This is a genomic window from Brevibacillus sp. LEMMJ03, assembly GCF_007197875.1.
GTDB classification, from domain to species: Bacteria; Bacillota; Bacilli; order Brevibacillales; family Brevibacillaceae; genus Brevibacillus; species Brevibacillus thermoruber.
Genome location: NZ_VKJN01000007.1, coordinates 128922 through 144933, shown reverse-complemented (window position 1 = coordinate 144933; position 16012 = coordinate 128922). Strand labels below are relative to the sequence as shown.

13 protein-coding genes are annotated in these 16012 nt (G+C 57.1%); 10 read left to right on the top strand and 3 right to left on the bottom strand.

Going from position 1 to position 16012, the window contains the following annotated elements; translation table 11 throughout:
* Window positions 1–31 precede the first annotated feature (31 nt).
* The 3 genes from FOI68_RS11125 (at window position 32) to FOI68_RS11115 (ending at window position 3297) form a co-directional block, all read left to right on the top strand.
* Entirely contained in the window at window positions 32–889 is an 858-nt protein-coding gene (locus tag FOI68_RS11125; protein WP_143863211.1) for an alpha/beta fold hydrolase, read from the top strand.
* A gap of 194 nt (window positions 890–1083) precedes the next feature.
* Complete coding sequence (locus FOI68_RS11120) at window positions 1084–2367, top strand: MDR family MFS transporter (protein ID WP_143863210.1); 1284 nt, start codon at window positions 1084–1086, stop codon at window positions 2365–2367.
* Between the two features lie 228 nt (window positions 2368–2595).
* Complete coding sequence (locus FOI68_RS11115; RefSeq protein WP_143863209.1) at window positions 2596–3297, top strand: uracil-DNA glycosylase; 702 nt, start codon at window positions 2596–2598, stop codon at window positions 3295–3297.
* 16 nt (window positions 3298–3313) lie between these two features.
* On the opposite strand, the gene FOI68_RS11110 is transcribed toward FOI68_RS11115, so the two are convergent.
* Window positions 3314–3958, bottom strand: coding sequence for a thiamine diphosphokinase (locus FOI68_RS11110; protein WP_143863208.1), 645 nt, complete (start codon window positions 3956–3958; stop codon window positions 3314–3316).
* Window positions 3959–3968: 10 nt separating this feature from the next.
* Window positions 3969–4139, bottom strand: coding sequence for a bactofilin family protein (locus FOI68_RS23440; RefSeq protein WP_160297105.1), 171 nt, complete (start codon window positions 4137–4139; stop codon window positions 3969–3971).
* Between the two features lie 200 nt (window positions 4140–4339).
* On the opposite strand from FOI68_RS23440, the gene FOI68_RS11105 reads away from it, so the two are divergent.
* The 4 genes from FOI68_RS11105 (at window position 4340) to FOI68_RS11090 (ending at window position 10882) form a co-directional block, all read left to right on the top strand.
* Complete coding sequence (locus tag FOI68_RS11105; protein WP_143863207.1) at window positions 4340–5236, top strand: GNAT family N-acetyltransferase; 897 nt, start codon at window positions 4340–4342, stop codon at window positions 5234–5236.
* Window positions 5237–5391: 155 nt separating this feature from the next.
* Window positions 5392–6549: a THUMP domain-containing class I SAM-dependent RNA methyltransferase gene (locus FOI68_RS11100; RefSeq protein ID WP_029100444.1), complete on the top strand. Its 1158-nt coding sequence runs from the start codon at window positions 5392–5394 to the stop codon at window positions 6547–6549.
* 31 nt (window positions 6550–6580) lie between these two features.
* A complete protein-coding gene (locus FOI68_RS11095) occupies window positions 6581–9337 on the top strand; it encodes a DUF4855 domain-containing protein (protein WP_255433433.1) in 2757 nt (918 codons plus the stop codon).
* Window positions 9338–10141: 804 nt separating this feature from the next.
* A complete protein-coding gene (locus FOI68_RS11090; protein ID WP_143863206.1) occupies window positions 10142–10882 on the top strand; it encodes a hypothetical protein in 741 nt (246 codons plus the stop codon).
* Between the two features lie 395 nt (window positions 10883–11277).
* On the opposite strand, the gene FOI68_RS11080 is transcribed toward FOI68_RS11090, so the two are convergent.
* Window positions 11278–12534, bottom strand: a complete 1257-nt coding sequence (locus FOI68_RS11080) for an MDR family MFS transporter (RefSeq protein WP_143863205.1) — start codon at window positions 12532–12534, stop codon at window positions 11278–11280.
* A 630-nt stretch (window positions 12535–13164) separates the two neighbouring features.
* Here FOI68_RS11080 and FOI68_RS11075 point away from each other — a divergent pair.
* The 3 genes from FOI68_RS11075 to FOI68_RS23950 all read left to right on the top strand — a co-directional run bounded on the left by FOI68_RS11075 (window position 13165) and on the right by FOI68_RS23950 (window position 15835).
* Window positions 13165–14277, top strand: coding sequence for an aminopeptidase (locus FOI68_RS11075; RefSeq protein WP_143863204.1), 1113 nt, complete (start codon window positions 13165–13167; stop codon window positions 14275–14277).
* Between the two features lie 165 nt (window positions 14278–14442).
* The gene (locus FOI68_RS11070; RefSeq protein WP_044899122.1) at window positions 14443–15696 is read left to right on the top strand and encodes a helix-turn-helix domain-containing protein; all 1254 of its coding nucleotides are present in this window, start codon (window positions 14443–14445) and stop codon (window positions 15694–15696) included.
* Between the two features lie 13 nt (window positions 15697–15709).
* Window positions 15710–15835, top strand: coding sequence for a hypothetical protein (locus FOI68_RS23950; RefSeq protein ID WP_255433432.1), 126 nt, complete (start codon window positions 15710–15712; stop codon window positions 15833–15835).
* The last annotated feature ends 177 nt before the right edge of the window (window positions 15836–16012 follow it).

The following is a 16012-nucleotide window of genomic DNA, read 5'->3' as shown; positions in this document are numbered from 1 at the left end:
GCAAATGGCAAAGGGAACAGGGGGCGACAACGTGAGTAAAGCGGTATTTGAACGTGTGAAGCGGCTGGAACGGGACGGGGTTATGCTGGAGTACGGCGTGGCCGGCCCGGCGGACGGGCCCGTCCTGCTCCTGCTCCATGCGATTCGGAACACCCGGCTGCTGTTTGCCGGCATCGTGCCCCGTCTGGCCGAGGGTTATCGCGTCATCGCTCCCGATTTGCGCGGACACGGCAATTCCTCCCGGCAGGGGCCGTACACCTTTGAGCGGATCGCCAAAGACATCCGGCTGCTTCTCGATGCGGAAGGCGTCGAGCAGGCGGCGGTCGCGGCCGCCTCGTTTTCCGCGGTGCCGGCTCAGCTCTTTGCCGCCCGTTACCCGGCTTGCGTGTCGCGGCTGGTGCTCCTGGACGGGGGCTTTTACCGACTGGGGGAGTTGCCCGGTTTTGACCGGGCAGCCGTGGTGGACCGGCTGGCCCGCACCCGGTTCGCCTCGCTGACCGAGGCGGAGGAACAGTTTGCCCGACGGTACGGAGCGCACGCTGTTCCGGCCGGTCTGGCGGAGAGCGAACTGGAGCAAAAAGAAGACGGTCGATACGGGTACAAACTGCCGGCGGAAGCGTTTGACGCGTATTTTCGCGAGTACGCCTCGTTTGACCGGGCCGGGTTGTTCGGCGCGCTGGCTTGTCCCGTCCTCTTGCTGCTGGCCGACGAGGAGATGCTGCCGGACGAGGCGCAGCGGCAGTTTTTGCGGCATGCGGCTTCGGAGTACGTGCGGATGGTGCCGCAGGCGCGATGCGAAAAGATCGACGACTCGCTCCACCTGCTGATGGTGACCCATCCGCGGGAAACGGCGGAGCGTATGATACAGTTTCTCGACTGCGCCCGTTAGCATCACGATGCGTACGGTGGAAGCCGGGCGGCAGCGGCTGCATCGACAAACCTCCTGATTCATGTCAGGAGGTTTTTGTCGTGGAGCCGGAACGTCAGCAGGGGAGAAGTGCACCTTTCAATATGAAAATGAAGGTGAAATTCCCATATATTAGTGTATAATGTCTGTATAAAATTTGGAAAAGGGGGGAAACGATGAGATTTCGCGATCTTCACATCAACATCAAGGTGCGTCTGCTGACAAGATTTTTAAGCATCATCGTCGGTGCGACGATTTTTCCGTTTATGTCGATTTATTTCACGGAAAAGCTGGGGCAGGCGATCGCCGGGGTTCTCATGCTGTCGACGGTATTGACCACGGTGATCATCAGCTTTTACGGCGGATTTCTGGCCGACAAGATCGGGCGGCGGAAAGTGATGATCATGTCGCAATCGGTTCTGGTGGGGGCGTACACCGTCATGACCATCGCCAACTCCGACTGGCTCGATTCGGCCTGGCTCACCTATGCGATGCTGCTGGTGCAAAGCGTCGGCACCGGCATGCTGTTTCCTGCCGTGGACGCCATGATCATCGACGTGACGAATCAGGAGAACCGCCGGTATGTCTACAGCTTGAATTACTGGTCCATCAACCTGGCGATGTCGATTGGAGCCCTGGGGGGCGGCTTCCTGTTTCAATCGCACCGGTTTGAATTGTTTCTGGTGCTGACAGGCGTTCATTTGTTCACGCTGATCATGTTTGTCTGGTTCATGACCGAATCGCACCAAACGAAGCGGAATGAACAGGGAAGAAACGTGGCGGTCTGGAAGGAACTGCTGCAAAGCTATCGGCTCGTGGCAAAGGACCGAACCTTTCTCTTCTTTTGCCTCGCGGTCTTGTTGGGAAACGCCCTGCTCAATCAGAAAACCTATTACATTGCCGTCCGTCTTCAGCAGGAGTTCGGCAGCCAGCTCTTATCCGTGGCGAATTGGTTTTCGCTCGAGATCAACGGGATCAAAATGGTCGGCATCATGCAGACGGAAAACACCATCCTGGTCGCCATGGGCATGCTGCTCGTGACGAAGTGGATCAAACGGTTTTCCGACAGCCTTGTCCTGCGAACAGGGGCGTGCTTGTACATGATCGGCTTCGCCGCCATGGGAAGCAGCAACATGCTGTGGATTCTGCTCGTGGCGGTGTTTGTCGTGACATGCGGCGAACTGGTGATGACGCCGGTATACCAGTCCGTGATCGCTGATCTGGTGAACGATGAGGCGAGGGGGTCCTACATGGCGGTGTACGGACTGGTTGGCCATGGGGGAAGGCTTCTGGGCGCAGCCGGCATCCTGGTCGGGGTGCTTGTGCCGTCCTGGATGATGAGCGGCCTCTATGTCCTGCTCGGAATCACCATGCTCGGCTTGTTTCAGTACGTGTTAAAACAGCGTCAGCAAAAAAGCGAGACCGACACTTCTTCCCGCAATACGCCGATCCCTGTGTAGCGGTGGAATTGTCCGGCGGGGAAGGGAAACAGGGCGCCCTTGATCGTCCAGGGGTGCCCTTTCGCGTTCGATTGTTCCGATGGCCGGGCGGCAGACAGCACGCGTCGTTCGCCTTTTTTCTGCGGTTGTGGAGGAAAAGGAGGGCGGCCGGTTCGGGAAAGTTATCGCCGGACCCGTCTCTTTTTGATACAGTAGACAATGGAGAAGAAAAAGCAAGGTGTGAAGGACATGGCTATTTTGCGCAACGATTGGGCCGAACTGCTGGCGGACGAATTCGAGAAACCGTACTACCGGCAGTTGCGGCAGTTCCTGAAGGCGGAATACCAAAGCCGCACCGTGTATCCGGACATGTACGACATTTTCAACGCGCTCCATCTGACGCCGTACCGGGAAACCAAGGTGGTGATTCTCGGTCAGGACCCGTATCACGGACCGGGACAAGCCCACGGTCTCAGCTTTTCCGTCAAACCGGGGGTCACGCCGCCGCCGTCGCTGCAAAACATCTTCAAGGAACTAGAGAGCGATTTGGGCTGTGCCATCCCCGATCACGGCTATCTGGTGAGCTGGGCAAAACAGGGGGTCCTGCTGCTCAACACAGTGCTGACCGTGCGGGCGGGCAGCCCCAATTCGCACAAGGGGATGGGCTGGGAGCAGTTTACCGACAGGGTCATCGCCGTCCTGAACGAGCGGGAAACGCCGATGGTCTTTATTCTCTGGGGGCGTCACGCGCAGGAGAAAGCGTCGTTTATTGACACCCGGAAGCACTGTGTGATTCAATCCCCGCACCCCAGCCCGTTTTCGGCCAACCGGGGCTTTTTCGGCAGCCGGCCGTTTTCCCGGGCCAACCGCTTTTTGCGGGAGCAGGGCCTGGGCGAAATCGACTGGCAGCTTCCCCTGCAGGCGGAACTGACCGCCGCGAGGGCGCAGTAGGCGAGGCGCGTTTTCGTTAATCCCTGCTGCGAATGACGATCAGGCAGCCGCTTGCGACCGAGATCGTCCCGCTGTCCGCCGTCAGCACGTTGCTGATGCCCAGCGTGTCGCCGAGGCGCAGCGTCGCATTTTTCAACGGATACTGAAACCCGGACAGGGTAATGCCGGTCACTTCCGGGGTGAGCGGCAGCAGCGAGATGTGGGGAAAGCGGCTGGGGCCGAGGGTCAGCTCCCGGTCGGCGAGCATGATTTCGTTGGTGGCGTCGACGATCCGGCAGCGTGCGCCGGCGCGCAGCCCTTTCCACAACAGGTGGACGTTGGCCAGCGCGTGGTCGAAACGGGAACCCAGCGCCCCCGCCAGGACAATCTCCTGCGCGCCCTGCTCCAGCGCCCAGGCAAAGCCCATCTCCGTGTCGGTCAAATCTTTCATGACCGGGTCGCAGGAGCGCACCTCTTCGCTGTGCGCGCGGATTTCCGCCCACTCTTCGGGCGTGACCGAGTCAAAATCGCCGATGGACAGGCGGGGGCGAAGGCCGTGGCGGACGAGAAACAGCGCTCCCCGGTCGACGCCGACCAGACAGTCGCCTTCCCGCACTTCGGCGAGCGCCCAGTCGCCCAGGCTGCCTCCCGCAAACAGGATGATTCGCGTTGGTTTGCTCATGGTTTCTTCCTCATTCCGTGTCGATTGCGTTTGTCTTCCTCTGACAGTTTCCTTGGGAGCGGGCCCCGTCTTCCTTGATCAGCGAGTCCGGCCCCGTACCGCCGCCGATCCGTCCGGTGGCGGCGAGGCGCAGCGTGCCGGAGGCGTTGGAGCAGCCTTCCAACCGACCCGCGACCGCCACGTTTTTCTCCCTTTCACAATACCATGGACCCGCCCCGATTCGCCAATGAAGATGCCGCCGTCCGTTTCGCCTGCCGCATATCCGGCCGTCGATGCAGATCGTGCCGGCCGTCATCGCCCAAAATGCCGCCGATGAAAATGATTGAATGTTTTGGATTCGGTCGATTAAAATATTTTTACCAAATGCGGGAAGGTGAAACGATGATTGTCGTCAAGCGCATGAACCAATGCACGCTGGCCGAGGTCACGCTGGCGTGGAACCGGGGATTTGAGGGCTATTTTGTTCCGGTGACGATGACGGAGGAAAGTCTGCTGCAGCGGCTGGGACGGGAGGAATACGCGCCATCCCTGTCTGTGGTCGCGTTCGCGGACGGGGAACCGATCGGTCTGGTCGCCAGCGGCGTTCGCACCATCAACGGGAAAAAGGTGGCCTGGAACGGAGGCACCGGCGTCGCCACGGCGTACCGCCGGCAGGGCGTGGGACGCCGATTGATGGAAGAGACGCTTGCGCTGTACCGGGAAGCAGGCGTCGAGCTGGCCACGCTGGAAGCGCTCCGGCAAAACGAAAAGGCGATCGCCCTCTACCGGCAGCTCGGGTACGAGGTGACGGACCGGCTGCTGTTCTGGCAGCGTACCGACGCGCTGGCGGATCGGCCGTTTGGTGACGTCACATCGGCCCCGTACCGGCTGCGGCGCGGCATTCCCCAGGAGGCGGCTTCGCTCTCCTTTTACGAGGCGGACGTGCCGTGGCAAAACCAGTGGCCCAGCCTTCGCGACGGGGAGGCGGTCTTCGTGGAAGACGGGTACGGCGAGACGGTCGGCTACGCCTTCTACAAACGGACGCTGGACGAGTCGGGCAAACCGACCGCCATCGTGCTGCGGCAGTGCGCTGTCCTGCCCGGACGGGCTGACGCGGAGGCGATCGTTCGCTTTGCGCTGGCCCATGTGTGGGCGCCGCTGGAGCTGGCCTGCATGCGTTCCACCTTCAATCTGCCGGCCTCCCGCAAGCTGGTGGTGAGCGTGCTGGAGCAGGCCGGGTTTCAGCCGTCCGGCACCGAACAGGTGTACATGATCCGCCCGATGGAGCAGGGCTGCTGAGCGACTGGGCCTCCTGCCGGCATGCGAGGCGTCACCCGTCCCCGATTTGGGAGACGGGACTTTTGTTTGACGAACATTACCAACGCGTATGCCAAATCGGGTAATATAGTAGAGGGGTTTCACCCTGCCATTTCCGAACGACAGGAGATTGTATCATGCAAAAAGTGGAATTGATCGCCACGGCGACGTTTGGCCTGGAAGCCGTGGTAGCCCAGGAAGTAAGGGCGCTGGGCTACGAGGACGTCAAGGTGGACAACGGCAAGGTGACGTTTACGGCAGACATTTCCGCGATACCGCGGGCAAATTTGTGGTTACGAACGGCGGATCGCGTGCGTCTTAAAATGGGGGAGTTTCGGGCGACGACGTTTGACGAGCTGTTTGAAAAGACCAAGGCGCTGCCCTGGTCGGACTGGCTCCCGGAAAACGCAGCGTTTCCGGTGGAAGGCAAATCGGTGAAATCGACGCTGTTCAGCGTGCCCGACTGTCAGGCGATCGTGAAAAAAGCGGTGGTGGAAAGCCTGAAAAAAACGTACAAGCGGGACTGGTTCGAGGAGCAGGGACCGATGTACAAGATCGAGGTGGCCCTGTTGAAGGACGTCGCCACCTTGACCATCGACACGTCGGGACCGGGGCTGCACAAGCGGGGATACCGCGGCTTGATCGGCGCGGCTCCGTTGAAAGAGACGATGGCGGCGGCGATGATCCTCTTGTCCCGCTGGAAGCCGGACCGCATCTTGATGGATCCGTTCTGCGGTTCCGGCACGATTCCGATTGAGGCGGCCCTGATCGGGCAGAACATCGCCCCGGGGATGAACCGCGAATTCGTCTCCGAGAGCTGGCCGACCATCCCGAAGACCGTGTGGCGGGAAGCCCGGGCGGAGACACACGATCTGGCCCGCTACGACCAGAAGCTGGAGATCATCGGCACGGACATCGATGACGAGATTCTGCGGGTCGCACGGCGCAACGCGGCCGAAGCGGGCGTGGAGGATCAGATTCACTTCCAGCGCATGGACGTGCGCGACGTCCGTACCAAACGCAAATACGGCTATCTGATCTGCAACCCGCCGTACGGCGAACGTCTGGGCGACTGGAAGCAGATAAGCCGGTTGTACCGCGACATGGGTGAGGTCTTTTCCGCGCTGGACACGTGGTCGTTTTACGTGCTGACGTCGGACGAGCAGTTTGAGAAGCACTTCGGCCGGACGGCCAGCAAGAAGCGGAAATTGTACAACGGCAACATCAAGGTGGACTACTACCAGTTTTTCGGCCCGAAACCGCCTCGTCCGGCGGCGGTTGCGCCGGATGCGTAATACAGAGAAGCAGTACGTTGGAGGAGGAAACATGGTGTTGAAACGTATGGCAGCCAGGACGATGACCGTTTGTCTGACGCTGTCGATGCTGTTTACCCAGGCTGCGGCGGCCGCTGGTTCCGCGACGGCCCCGGCAGCGGAGAAACAGGGCGGGGTGCTGCCCAACGAGCAGAACGTGACCTTTTCCGATTTGCAAAACAGCTACGCCCGGGAGGCCGTCAACCGGCTGGCTGCGGTTCATCTGATCAGCGGCCAGGGCGGGGACCGCTTTTATCCGCAAAAGCCGATGTCCCGGCAGGACGTGGCGGTGCTGCTGGCCAAGGTGATGGGCGTCCAGCCGAAACAGCCGAACCAAGCGGTGTTTGCCGACGTGCCGGCGGACAGCCCGTACGCCCCGTACGTCTACGGACTGGCGGAGCTGGGGGTGCTTCACGGACGAAGCGACGGCACGCTGGGAGCGGCCGACCCGTTAACCCGGCAGGAGCTGGCCGTTCTGCTGACGCGGCTGTGGAAAGCGGGCGGCGGCCAGATGCAGAGCGCAGCCGTACCGGCGTATGCGGATGAGGAGGAGATTGCCGACTACGCCCGGGAAGCAGTGACCGCCGTTACCGCCCAGCGCTGGATGCAGGGGGCTGGCGGCAATTTCCGCCCGCAGGGGACGGTGACCCGGGGAGATGCCGCGATCATCGCCGAGCGCGTGCTGAACGCCCGCTACCAGCAGGCGGAACAGGCCGATTTTACGCTCAATGCGGCCAAGCTGTCGGTAATGGCCGGCACCAGCACACGGGTGGAAGTGACACCAACCGGCGGGACCCTGCCGTTTTCCCCCGTCTTTGCCTTTGACCGGCCGGAATTGGGAACGGTGCTGCCGGACGGCACGTTTGTCGCCGGCCCCACACCCGGCAAGGGCACGTTGACCGTGACGCTGGGGTATCGCACGAAGGACATTCCCGTGGAAATTACCGCTGCGCCGGAGCCGCAGCAGCCGCAGGATGCGGTTGAGCCGAATGAACAGCCGGAGGCGGCGGCTGCAACCGGAGGGGCATCGGAAGCGAAGGCGGCGGAAACGGCGGCTCCGGATGCGGAGAAGAAGGCGGAAAATGGCGCGAGCGAAGCCAACAAACCGGCCGAAACCGCCGATTCGGACAAGGGCGATCAGGCCGGCACGGACACCGCACCCGCAAAACCCAATCAGGCCGGGCATGAAACAGAGCCCGCCTCACAACCTGCCGAGGAGGAAGGCCTGGTCAACTTCGCGCCGGGCAGCTTTACCTCTGTCCAAACAATGGGCAAGGCCGATGCCTATTTCACCCAGTTGGAAAAACAGTACCCCGGCCCGGTAGGCGGACTGGTTACCCCGTCGGAGACCTGGACCGGCTACAACCGCCAATTTGGGCGCAAAGTGACCGTCGCCCTGCATGAGGTAAAGCGGCTGGAGCGGGTAACGCTGACGTTTAAGCAGCAAAAAGGCGCGGGCATCACCATGCCGGAATGGATGGACGTGGAGGTCTCCCGCGACGGCAGGGCCTGGTATTACGCCGGTAAAGCGAAGCATGACGTGTCGCCGGCGGAGGAAGCGGTGGTGGTGCGCACGCTGGCCGTGACGCTGCCGAAAGTGGAGGCGCGCTACGTCCGCGTGTCGTTCCCGGTAAAAGTGTTTGCCTTTGCGCGCCAGTTGGAAGTGTGGGGGACCGATCTGAGCAAGGGAGAGAGCCCGTCCGTCCTGCTGCCGCCGGAAAACCAAAAGCAGACCGTCGTCGAGGAAAAAACGGTCCGTCGCGTGGAAAACATGCTGCTGGCCTATTCCGGCGCATACGGCGAGCGGGGCGTCTGGCGGAAGGAAGACTTCCTGCCGATGGTCGGCTACCGGACCAAGGACGGGTACATGGTCGACCAGATGTTTGACACGGTGCTCTTTTTGCCGTATTCAATCCTGCCCGCCACCAAAGAGGGATGGAAGGAATACATGAATGACCTGTTCCGCTCCGGCCAGCAGTTGGAAGCGCTGAACGACGCGATGCGCGAGTTCAACCGCCTGCGGGGCACGTTGTACGGCACGCCGACGGTGGAAAACGTCGTGCTCGCCCTTCCTTACCCCAATCCGGCCCAGACGGACTTCGGCAGTCTGGACGACAAGCAGCCGTCCCTCTCCTTCAACGCCGGTCAGGTGGGCGAGGAGCAGGCGTACCAAAACCGCAAGCAGGCGCTGGAGTGGTACTACCGGGAGCTGAAAAAGCGTTGGGACAAAGCCGGTTTTGCCTATCTGAAGCTGGAGGGCATCTACTGGTTCCACGAGCTGATCGATGACAGCGCGCCCAAGGAGCGGGAGCTGATTCGTCACATGGCCGGCATCGTGCACGACGACGCGCTGCGCTTCTACTGGATCCCGTACTACGGAGCGCCGGGGCTGGCCGAGTGGAAATCGCTCTACTTCGACTACGCGTTCCTCCAGCCCAACTACTACAACGACAAGCCGGTGCAGCTCGACCGCTTCGAAGGCACCCTGGACGTGGTGAGCAAGTACGACATGGGCGTGGAAATCGAAGGGGACGAGCGGATGTACCGCGATCCGAAGTTTTACCAGATCTACTACAACCAACTGGTGGCGGCCCACAAGCTGGGCATGGACAAAAACCGGATCCACGCCTACTACTTCGGCTCCAAAACGCTGCTGGAAGCGGCCAACAGCGACGACCCGGTGATCCGGGGCATCTACGACGACACCTACAAGTGGATGCGCGGCCGTTTTGACCGGGAGGAGTATTACCTGCCGGAGGAGATGCCGTAGGGCCTGTCCGCGCTGGAAACGGGAAACAACAAACCTCCGTGGTGATGACAGCCGCGGAGGTTTGTCGTGGTGGACTCGCATTGACTGTACGGCAGTTGGGGCTCAAGTGGTGCATCGATCCAACAAACAAGGCGACGACGAATTCTACACTGTTCACTAATACTAAAAACGAATCTTCCAATACGAAATGAAATGCATCATGATTCGAAAAGGTTACTGCATGATGCCTTCATCAAATCGTTTCACAGTTCACCAGAAATTCATGAAGACCTTAACACTTCAACGATTATAACCAATTGGTGTAATTTAGGTGTTTTGGCAGCGGACTTACGTGAGCGCATAGAGCTCACGTTTCAGACTGAAGACAAACCGATTGCATCGAAGGAGAAGCATGTTTCCAGGCGGAGTGACTTGTGAGCCCTACCGAGCGGAGCAGCGTTTTGCGGGAAAAAAAGGAGCGCCACCTTTGAATGAGCTGCGTAGCGATGCGGCTTTGGCGATCCCCCGCAAATCGGTGCGGAGCGTGCAGTCTGTGCTTCCCTGCAGGGCGAGCACGGAACGGAAGCCGGAAACGTGCTTCTCCCCCCAGCAGTACTTTGTCTGCACACTGATACGTGAGCGCATAGAGCTCACGTTTTCTTTTGGTTGTACCGACTGAAGCGGTTTTTCCACAAGAGCTGTCCTATGTATAAGACAAGTTACCAAACGAAATTGAAACCAGGGAAAAGCAACTGTTGACTTTTTAGGAAAATATTTGTAATATCGCAATTGTATTCAATATTCAAGGGTGGGGGAAAGGTTAATATGAAAAAAGTTCTTTTTGTTGCTTTGTCCTTTTCTGTAATGACCGCTTCATTGTACGGAGTAAACGCTACGTCGGCACAAGCAAGTACACAGGCGCGTACACAGACGAGTGTACATAATCAGATAAAATTACTAGAGGACCTAAACCTTCCACCAGAAACAACGCAAAAGATAAAGAAAATTATGGAATCAAAAGAAGCAAAGTTACTTTTTAAAGGTTTAGATGAATATAAACAGTATTATACTGTTGACGAAAATGGTTACTCTTTTACGAAAGATGCCGAAAAACACATTCCAAAAGAGATCTATGTATTGTTGGAAGATACGTTTAACCAAGCAAACGAATTTGGTAAAAAGAGCAAAAAAATAACCTCAGCAGAAAAAATAAATTCTCCTGGTCCAATCGTCAATGCACCGGATCCTGGTACTGGTGGAACCACATATACAGGAAAGGATAAAAAAACTTATTATTATCAAGGGCCTAACTGGGATGTGGGTGACTGGCTTTACTTAAGTGATAATGATACTAGAAAGGTTATTGACGTATTAATCTACACATCTGCCATTACCACTATTACTGCTGTAGTTTTGGGGCTTTTCGGTCAATCACTTCCTGCCGCTTCCGCTACAATATGCTCTGTTATTGCTGGTACCGCAGCTTCTGTGTTAAGTAACCGAAATAAAGGTAATGGTGTTATTATTCGAGTGTATAGTGGTGGATCTGCAATTTACTCTAGATAACAGAGGAAGTGGTCATGATTGCAAAAAATTTTGTGTCTATCCTTTTTGTACTGATCCTTGTCACTTCCCTGTATGACATTTTTAAAAGGAAGTGGATTTTCCGGCCGATCAATGGAGGGGCGATTTGTGTTATATTCTATCACATTAGCCCTGATCATTGGTGGACAAGCCTGGTCTTGCTGGTTTTCTTCTATGTGTTTGAATGGTGGAGACACCATCGAACCTGATACCTTCAATGCCCCACAAGGGAAAACGTACACCCCTTCACGCAGTCATGGGAAGCCCCTCAGGGAAACCGATGATGACGTGAAGGGGTATGTGGCGTGCAAGACACCCTTGTATCATGAGCAGAGGAAACATGTCTTGCCCGGGCGGGTGGCTGGCGAAGCATCTGCCTATGGCTGTCGAACACTCGCTTCCTTTTTTCGCTCTTCCGGAATCAGCCGGAACATGTACACGTAGAGCAGCGCGCTCACCAGCGTGATCCCGAAAATGACGGAGAAGACGCCGAGAGGGGAGAGCCGCTCTGATAAGCCGATGGTCAGCGGCGCGAGGAACCGGCCGATGGAAAACTGCAGCGAGGACGCCCCCATGTACTGGCCGCGCGCGTCGTCCGGCGCGTATTTGCTGATGAAACTTTGAGCCACGGGCGTGCGAATCAGCTCGCCCAGCGTCAGGATGACCATGCAGCCGAACAAGAGCCAGATGTTGACCGTAAAGCCCATCAGGAACAGGCCGAAACCGTACAGGACGGACGACAGCACGAGACTGTTGCGGTCGCTCCAGTTTTCAAACCGGCGCGTGACCGGCAGCGTGAACAGCACCACCAAAAAGCCGTTCAGTCCCATCAGCCAGCCGAACGCGGATGTGCCGCCGATCGAAAACGACCAGTCGCCCCACCAGACAAGAGGCTGGCTGGGCACGTGTTCCTTGACGTACAGCGCCATGTACAAATCGAGCTGCATGAAGGCGATCGCGACCAGGACACCCGCTCCGATGTAGACGGCAAACGGCTTGTCGCGAAAGATCACGGCATAGCTTTGAAACTGCTCCTTCAGCGAGAACGCCTGGGGAGCTGATCCTGCCTGGCGCGGCGGCAGCGTCTCCTTGACCCAGGCGTATATCGCGAGGCCAAACAACAGCTCGACGATCATACAGGTGACCAGCAGTTCAAACCGGTGGTGCACGAAAAAGAAGGAGCCAAGAACGGGCCCGGCGACGACGCCGATGTTCATCGCGGTGTAAAAGGTGGCAAATACCAGGCGCCGATCCTCTTCCGTCGTCAGGTCGGCCACCATCGCCGAGCTGGCCGGCCAGTACAGGGAGCCGGCAATCCCGATGCCGATAAAGGCGACATAATCAACCCAGGGCGAGGGAGAAAAGGCAAACAGCCCGAACATCGTCGAGGACAGCGCGATGGACAGCAGCATCGTCGTCCGTCGACCGATCCGGTCGGCCAGGTATCCTCCGGCCAGGTTGGCGAACATCCCCAGCAGCGGAGGAATGGTCAGCAGCAGTCCGGCCGCCTCTTTGCCGAACGCGTCGCTGAAATGAAGCGCCATAAAGGGAAAGTACATCCAGAAAAACGTATGTGTAATCAGTTCGCCGAAAAGCCTGACTTTCAAGTTCACGTCCCATGAACGCCAATGCATGACAAGCATCCCTCCGATTTCTCGATGGTTCGCTGCCTGCAGGCGCCTTGCCCGCTGCGCCTCCCACCCGCGCGCAAACGCGAAAAGACGGGACCAAAAAAGCGCAAACGGGAGAGAAGCGAAACCTCTTCCGCATGCGCTTGATCGACAAGGCCGGGTACGGATACGGGGAATCGGGCGGGTGCGAAAACGGCGCGTTTTCCGCTGCCCGTGCCGGGACAGCCGATGGTTTCGGCAGTCCGGGCCGGCCCCCTATCGAAACGGACGGAAGTGGTTCAGGCGTCCTGCAGCTTCTTGCAAGACAGGGATGTGAAAGGGGCGGAGACCCCTCGCACAAGGTCCCCGTCCTATGCCAGAAAAACTGCAGCATTCGCCATGAACCAACACTCCCATCCTTTGCGTGTTCATTCAAAACGTTCGTACAGATCAACTCTTGATGACTAGAATACTCCAAGGCTGTGAAAACATGCAAGAAATTTTTTTGATTGACCGCGGTCACGGCCGTGCGCTGATCGTGGCCGGATGGCGCTCCGTGACATCGGATGAAACAATGAGTGGTTCCATAATTGAAAAATATCTGTCCATTCGATAAGATATTTTTTATTTAAGGCACCTTGGGGAGGAGTTAGGATGCTGGATCCACGCATCGTCAAGCTGGCGGAAACCCTGTTGAACCACTCCGTTCGTTTGCAGGAAAAGGAATGTTTGTTGATTGAAGTGCGCGGGGAAGGACATGCGCTGGCGAAGGAACTGATCAGGCAGGCGTACGCCAAGGGAGCGTATCCGTTTGTGCGGTTCATCGACCCGGCCATTCAGCGCGAATTGATGATGGGGGCTGACGAAAAACGGGCCGGGTATCTGGTCAAGTGGGAAGAGCCGATGTTCAAAGACATCCAGGCGTTTATCGTGATCAACGGCCCCACCAACGACAGCGAGGCAGCCGACGTGCCGATCGAGCGCCGCCGGGCCCATCAGACGGTGATGCAGCCGTTCCACGACTACATCACCTCCCATGTGCGCTGGACGCTGCTGAACTACCCGACGCCGGCGATGGCCCAAAGCGCCAACATGTCCACCGAGGCGTTCGAAGACTTTTACTTCGACGTCTGCTCGCTGGACTACCAAAAGATGCACGAGGCGTTTTTGCCGCTGAAAGCGCTGATGGAGCGGACGGACAACGTGCGCCTGATCGGGCCGGGAACCGACCTGACCTTCTCCATCAAAGGCATTCCCAGCGTCATCTGTTCCGGCGAGGCGAATATCCCGGACGGGGAGATTTACACCGCGCCGGTGCGCGACTCCGTCAACGGCACGATTACGTTCAACACGGCCACCACGTATCTGGGTACCCGGTTTGAAAACGTGCGGCTCACGTTTGAGAACGGCAGGATTGTGGAGGCGACGGCCAACCACACCAAGAAGCTGAACGAGATTCTCGACAGCGACGAAGGAGCCCGATACATCGGCGAGTTTGCCATCGGCGTCAACCCGTACATCCTGCACCCGATGAACGACATCCTGTTTGACGAAAAGATCGCCGGCAGCTTTCACTTCACGCCCGGGCGCGCCTACGAAAACGCGGACAACGGCAACCGCAGCCAGGTGCACTGGGACATGGTCAACATCCAGCGTCCGGAGTACGGCGGCGGCGAAATCTGGTTTGACGACGTGCTGATCCGCAAAGACGGCCTGTTCGTCCTGCCGGAGCTGGAGGCGCTCAATCCGGACAAGTTGAAAGGCTGAACAACGCGAACCATGGACGGTCTGGCCCGCTTATCCAAGCGGGTCTTTTTTTGTTGGGGCGGACAATACCGGGAAAGGCAGTAAAATATTTACAGTTAATCAAATCTTGTGATAATCTATTAAAAAAGTTAAAAAGGATAAAGATTTTTGTAGGGGGCTTCTGCTATGGTAGAGGACGTTCGAGAGATGCTTCTGAGGTATCGGCGCCAGGAGAACATCACGATCAGCGAATTGGCGGAGCGGACAGGTGTCAGCAAAAGCGTCCTGTCACGGATCGAATCCGGGGAAACGAAACGGCCCGGATTTACCACCTGCAAAAAAATAACGCGCGCACTGCAAATTCCCTACGCATCGCTTGTCAGCTCGTACCTAGACGTGACCGAGCGGGCGGAAATGCTGAAATTTCTCCTGGAAGAAGCTGTCTCCCTGAATAACAGGTCGCTGGTTCGGAAAGCGGCTCAAAAGTTGCTGGAGACCCCTAAAATGGACACCTTTCTTGCCCTGGATACGCTGCTGCAGGTCGCAAAAGAGAAAGAAGAGGCGGAAATCAAACTGGCCTTGTATGACGTTTTGATCGACTATACCAGGAGACGCGGCATTCCCTACTACCTGGCAAAAGGGCTTCTGGAACGGTATGAAATCGAACGCGACCACTTCACCCAATTCGAGGAGACCTACCGCAGAGGAAAGGAACTGCTGCACTACATCGAATACCTGCACCCGTTTGAGCGAATCTCCGCGTATTATCGTTTGGGCGTACACGCCTACATCCTGGATTATTATCAGGAATGCATTGACCTGTGCAGCAAGGGAATTCGTGAAGACCAAACCGACAGCAAACAGAAAGCTTCCGCTCTGATTGCCATCGTAAACGCGTACCTGCGCCTGAACGATCTCATTCTGGCCGAGCTTTACCTGAAAAAGTATGAAAAAAGCGAATATGCGGACTTTCGCAAAAACCACCTCCGGGCGCTGCTGCATGCGAAAAAAGGGGAGTATGACCAAGCGATTCGTCTCTATAAAGAATGTCTTCATGAAGCAAAGCAAGATGCTCGAATGACAATCGTTAGCGATCTTTTGGATGTGTACCTGGAGACTGGAAGAAATGACTCGATCAACGAGCTGATCGATTCTGAAGATAGGTTTTTACCTGTTGACTGTCATCCAAACAGAATCAAAAATGCAGCTAGGTATTATCAGCGAAAAAGTATGTGCCAGCTCTCGATGGGACGTATTGACGAGGGGATCGACAGTCTTCTGAAAAGTATTGGATACTATCGGCAGCTTGGCGCTTCTGAAAAGGTAATCGAGTGTTTCGGCCTGCTCGTGAAGCACCATCGGCTAAGCGGCAAGAACTTGTCCTACGACCATATGGAAATTATTGAGAAAATATGTAATAATGATGCAATAAAGGGATAAGGAGGTGTATCCTATGAAAACATTGTTTTCCATGCTCGTTTTTGCTTTCCTTTTCACCGCAACCACCATCCCCGCAGCACTGCCAAATCAGAATGGACAAGCGGCTATTATCGTAACGAATGCAGACCCTGACTGGTAAACTGTTGCGTTGTTAACAGTAACTTCCCCCTTATTGAGATGCACGCTCTCAATAAGGGGGTATTTTTTTGCGGGAAAGATCGGCGCGTGCCTGAAATGGGACACCCTCTCCTGAAAGGCAGGGTTTTTAATTTTTTAAACAAAAATGTTTACAAACACCCCTGTCCGATACTATACT

What these genes read in the sequence shown, in the direction of transcription:
- FOI68_RS11100 (WP_029100444.1), top strand. Translation starts at nt 5,392, where the DNA reads ATGCAAAAAGTGGAATTGATCGCCACGGCGACGTTTGGCCTGGAAGCC.
- FOI68_RS11120 (WP_143863210.1), top strand. Translation starts at nt 1,084, where the DNA reads ATGAGATTTCGCGATCTTCACATCAACATCAAGGTGCGTCTGCTGACA.
- FOI68_RS11080 (WP_143863205.1), bottom strand. Translation starts at nt 12,534, where the DNA reads ATGCATTGGCGTTCATGGGACGTGAACTTGAAAGTCAGGCTTTTCGGC.
- FOI68_RS11110 (WP_143863208.1), bottom strand. Translation starts at nt 3,958, where the DNA reads ATGAGCAAACCAACGCGAATCATCCTGTTTGCGGGAGGCAGCCTGGGC.
- FOI68_RS11105 (WP_143863207.1), top strand. Translation starts at nt 4,340, where the DNA reads ATGATTGTCGTCAAGCGCATGAACCAATGCACGCTGGCCGAGGTCACG.
- FOI68_RS11090 (WP_143863206.1), top strand. Translation starts at nt 10,142, where the DNA reads ATGAAAAAAGTTCTTTTTGTTGCTTTGTCCTTTTCTGTAATGACCGCT.
- FOI68_RS11095 (WP_255433433.1), top strand. Translation starts at nt 6,581, where the DNA reads ATGGTGTTGAAACGTATGGCAGCCAGGACGATGACCGTTTGTCTGACG.
- FOI68_RS11075 (WP_143863204.1), top strand. Translation starts at nt 13,165, where the DNA reads ATGCTGGATCCACGCATCGTCAAGCTGGCGGAAACCCTGTTGAACCAC.
- FOI68_RS23950 (WP_255433432.1), top strand. Translation starts at nt 15,710, where the DNA reads ATGAAAACATTGTTTTCCATGCTCGTTTTTGCTTTCCTTTTCACCGCA.
- FOI68_RS11115 (WP_143863209.1), top strand. Translation starts at nt 2,596, where the DNA reads ATGGCTATTTTGCGCAACGATTGGGCCGAACTGCTGGCGGACGAATTC.
- FOI68_RS11070 (WP_044899122.1), top strand. Translation starts at nt 14,443, where the DNA reads ATGGTAGAGGACGTTCGAGAGATGCTTCTGAGGTATCGGCGCCAGGAG.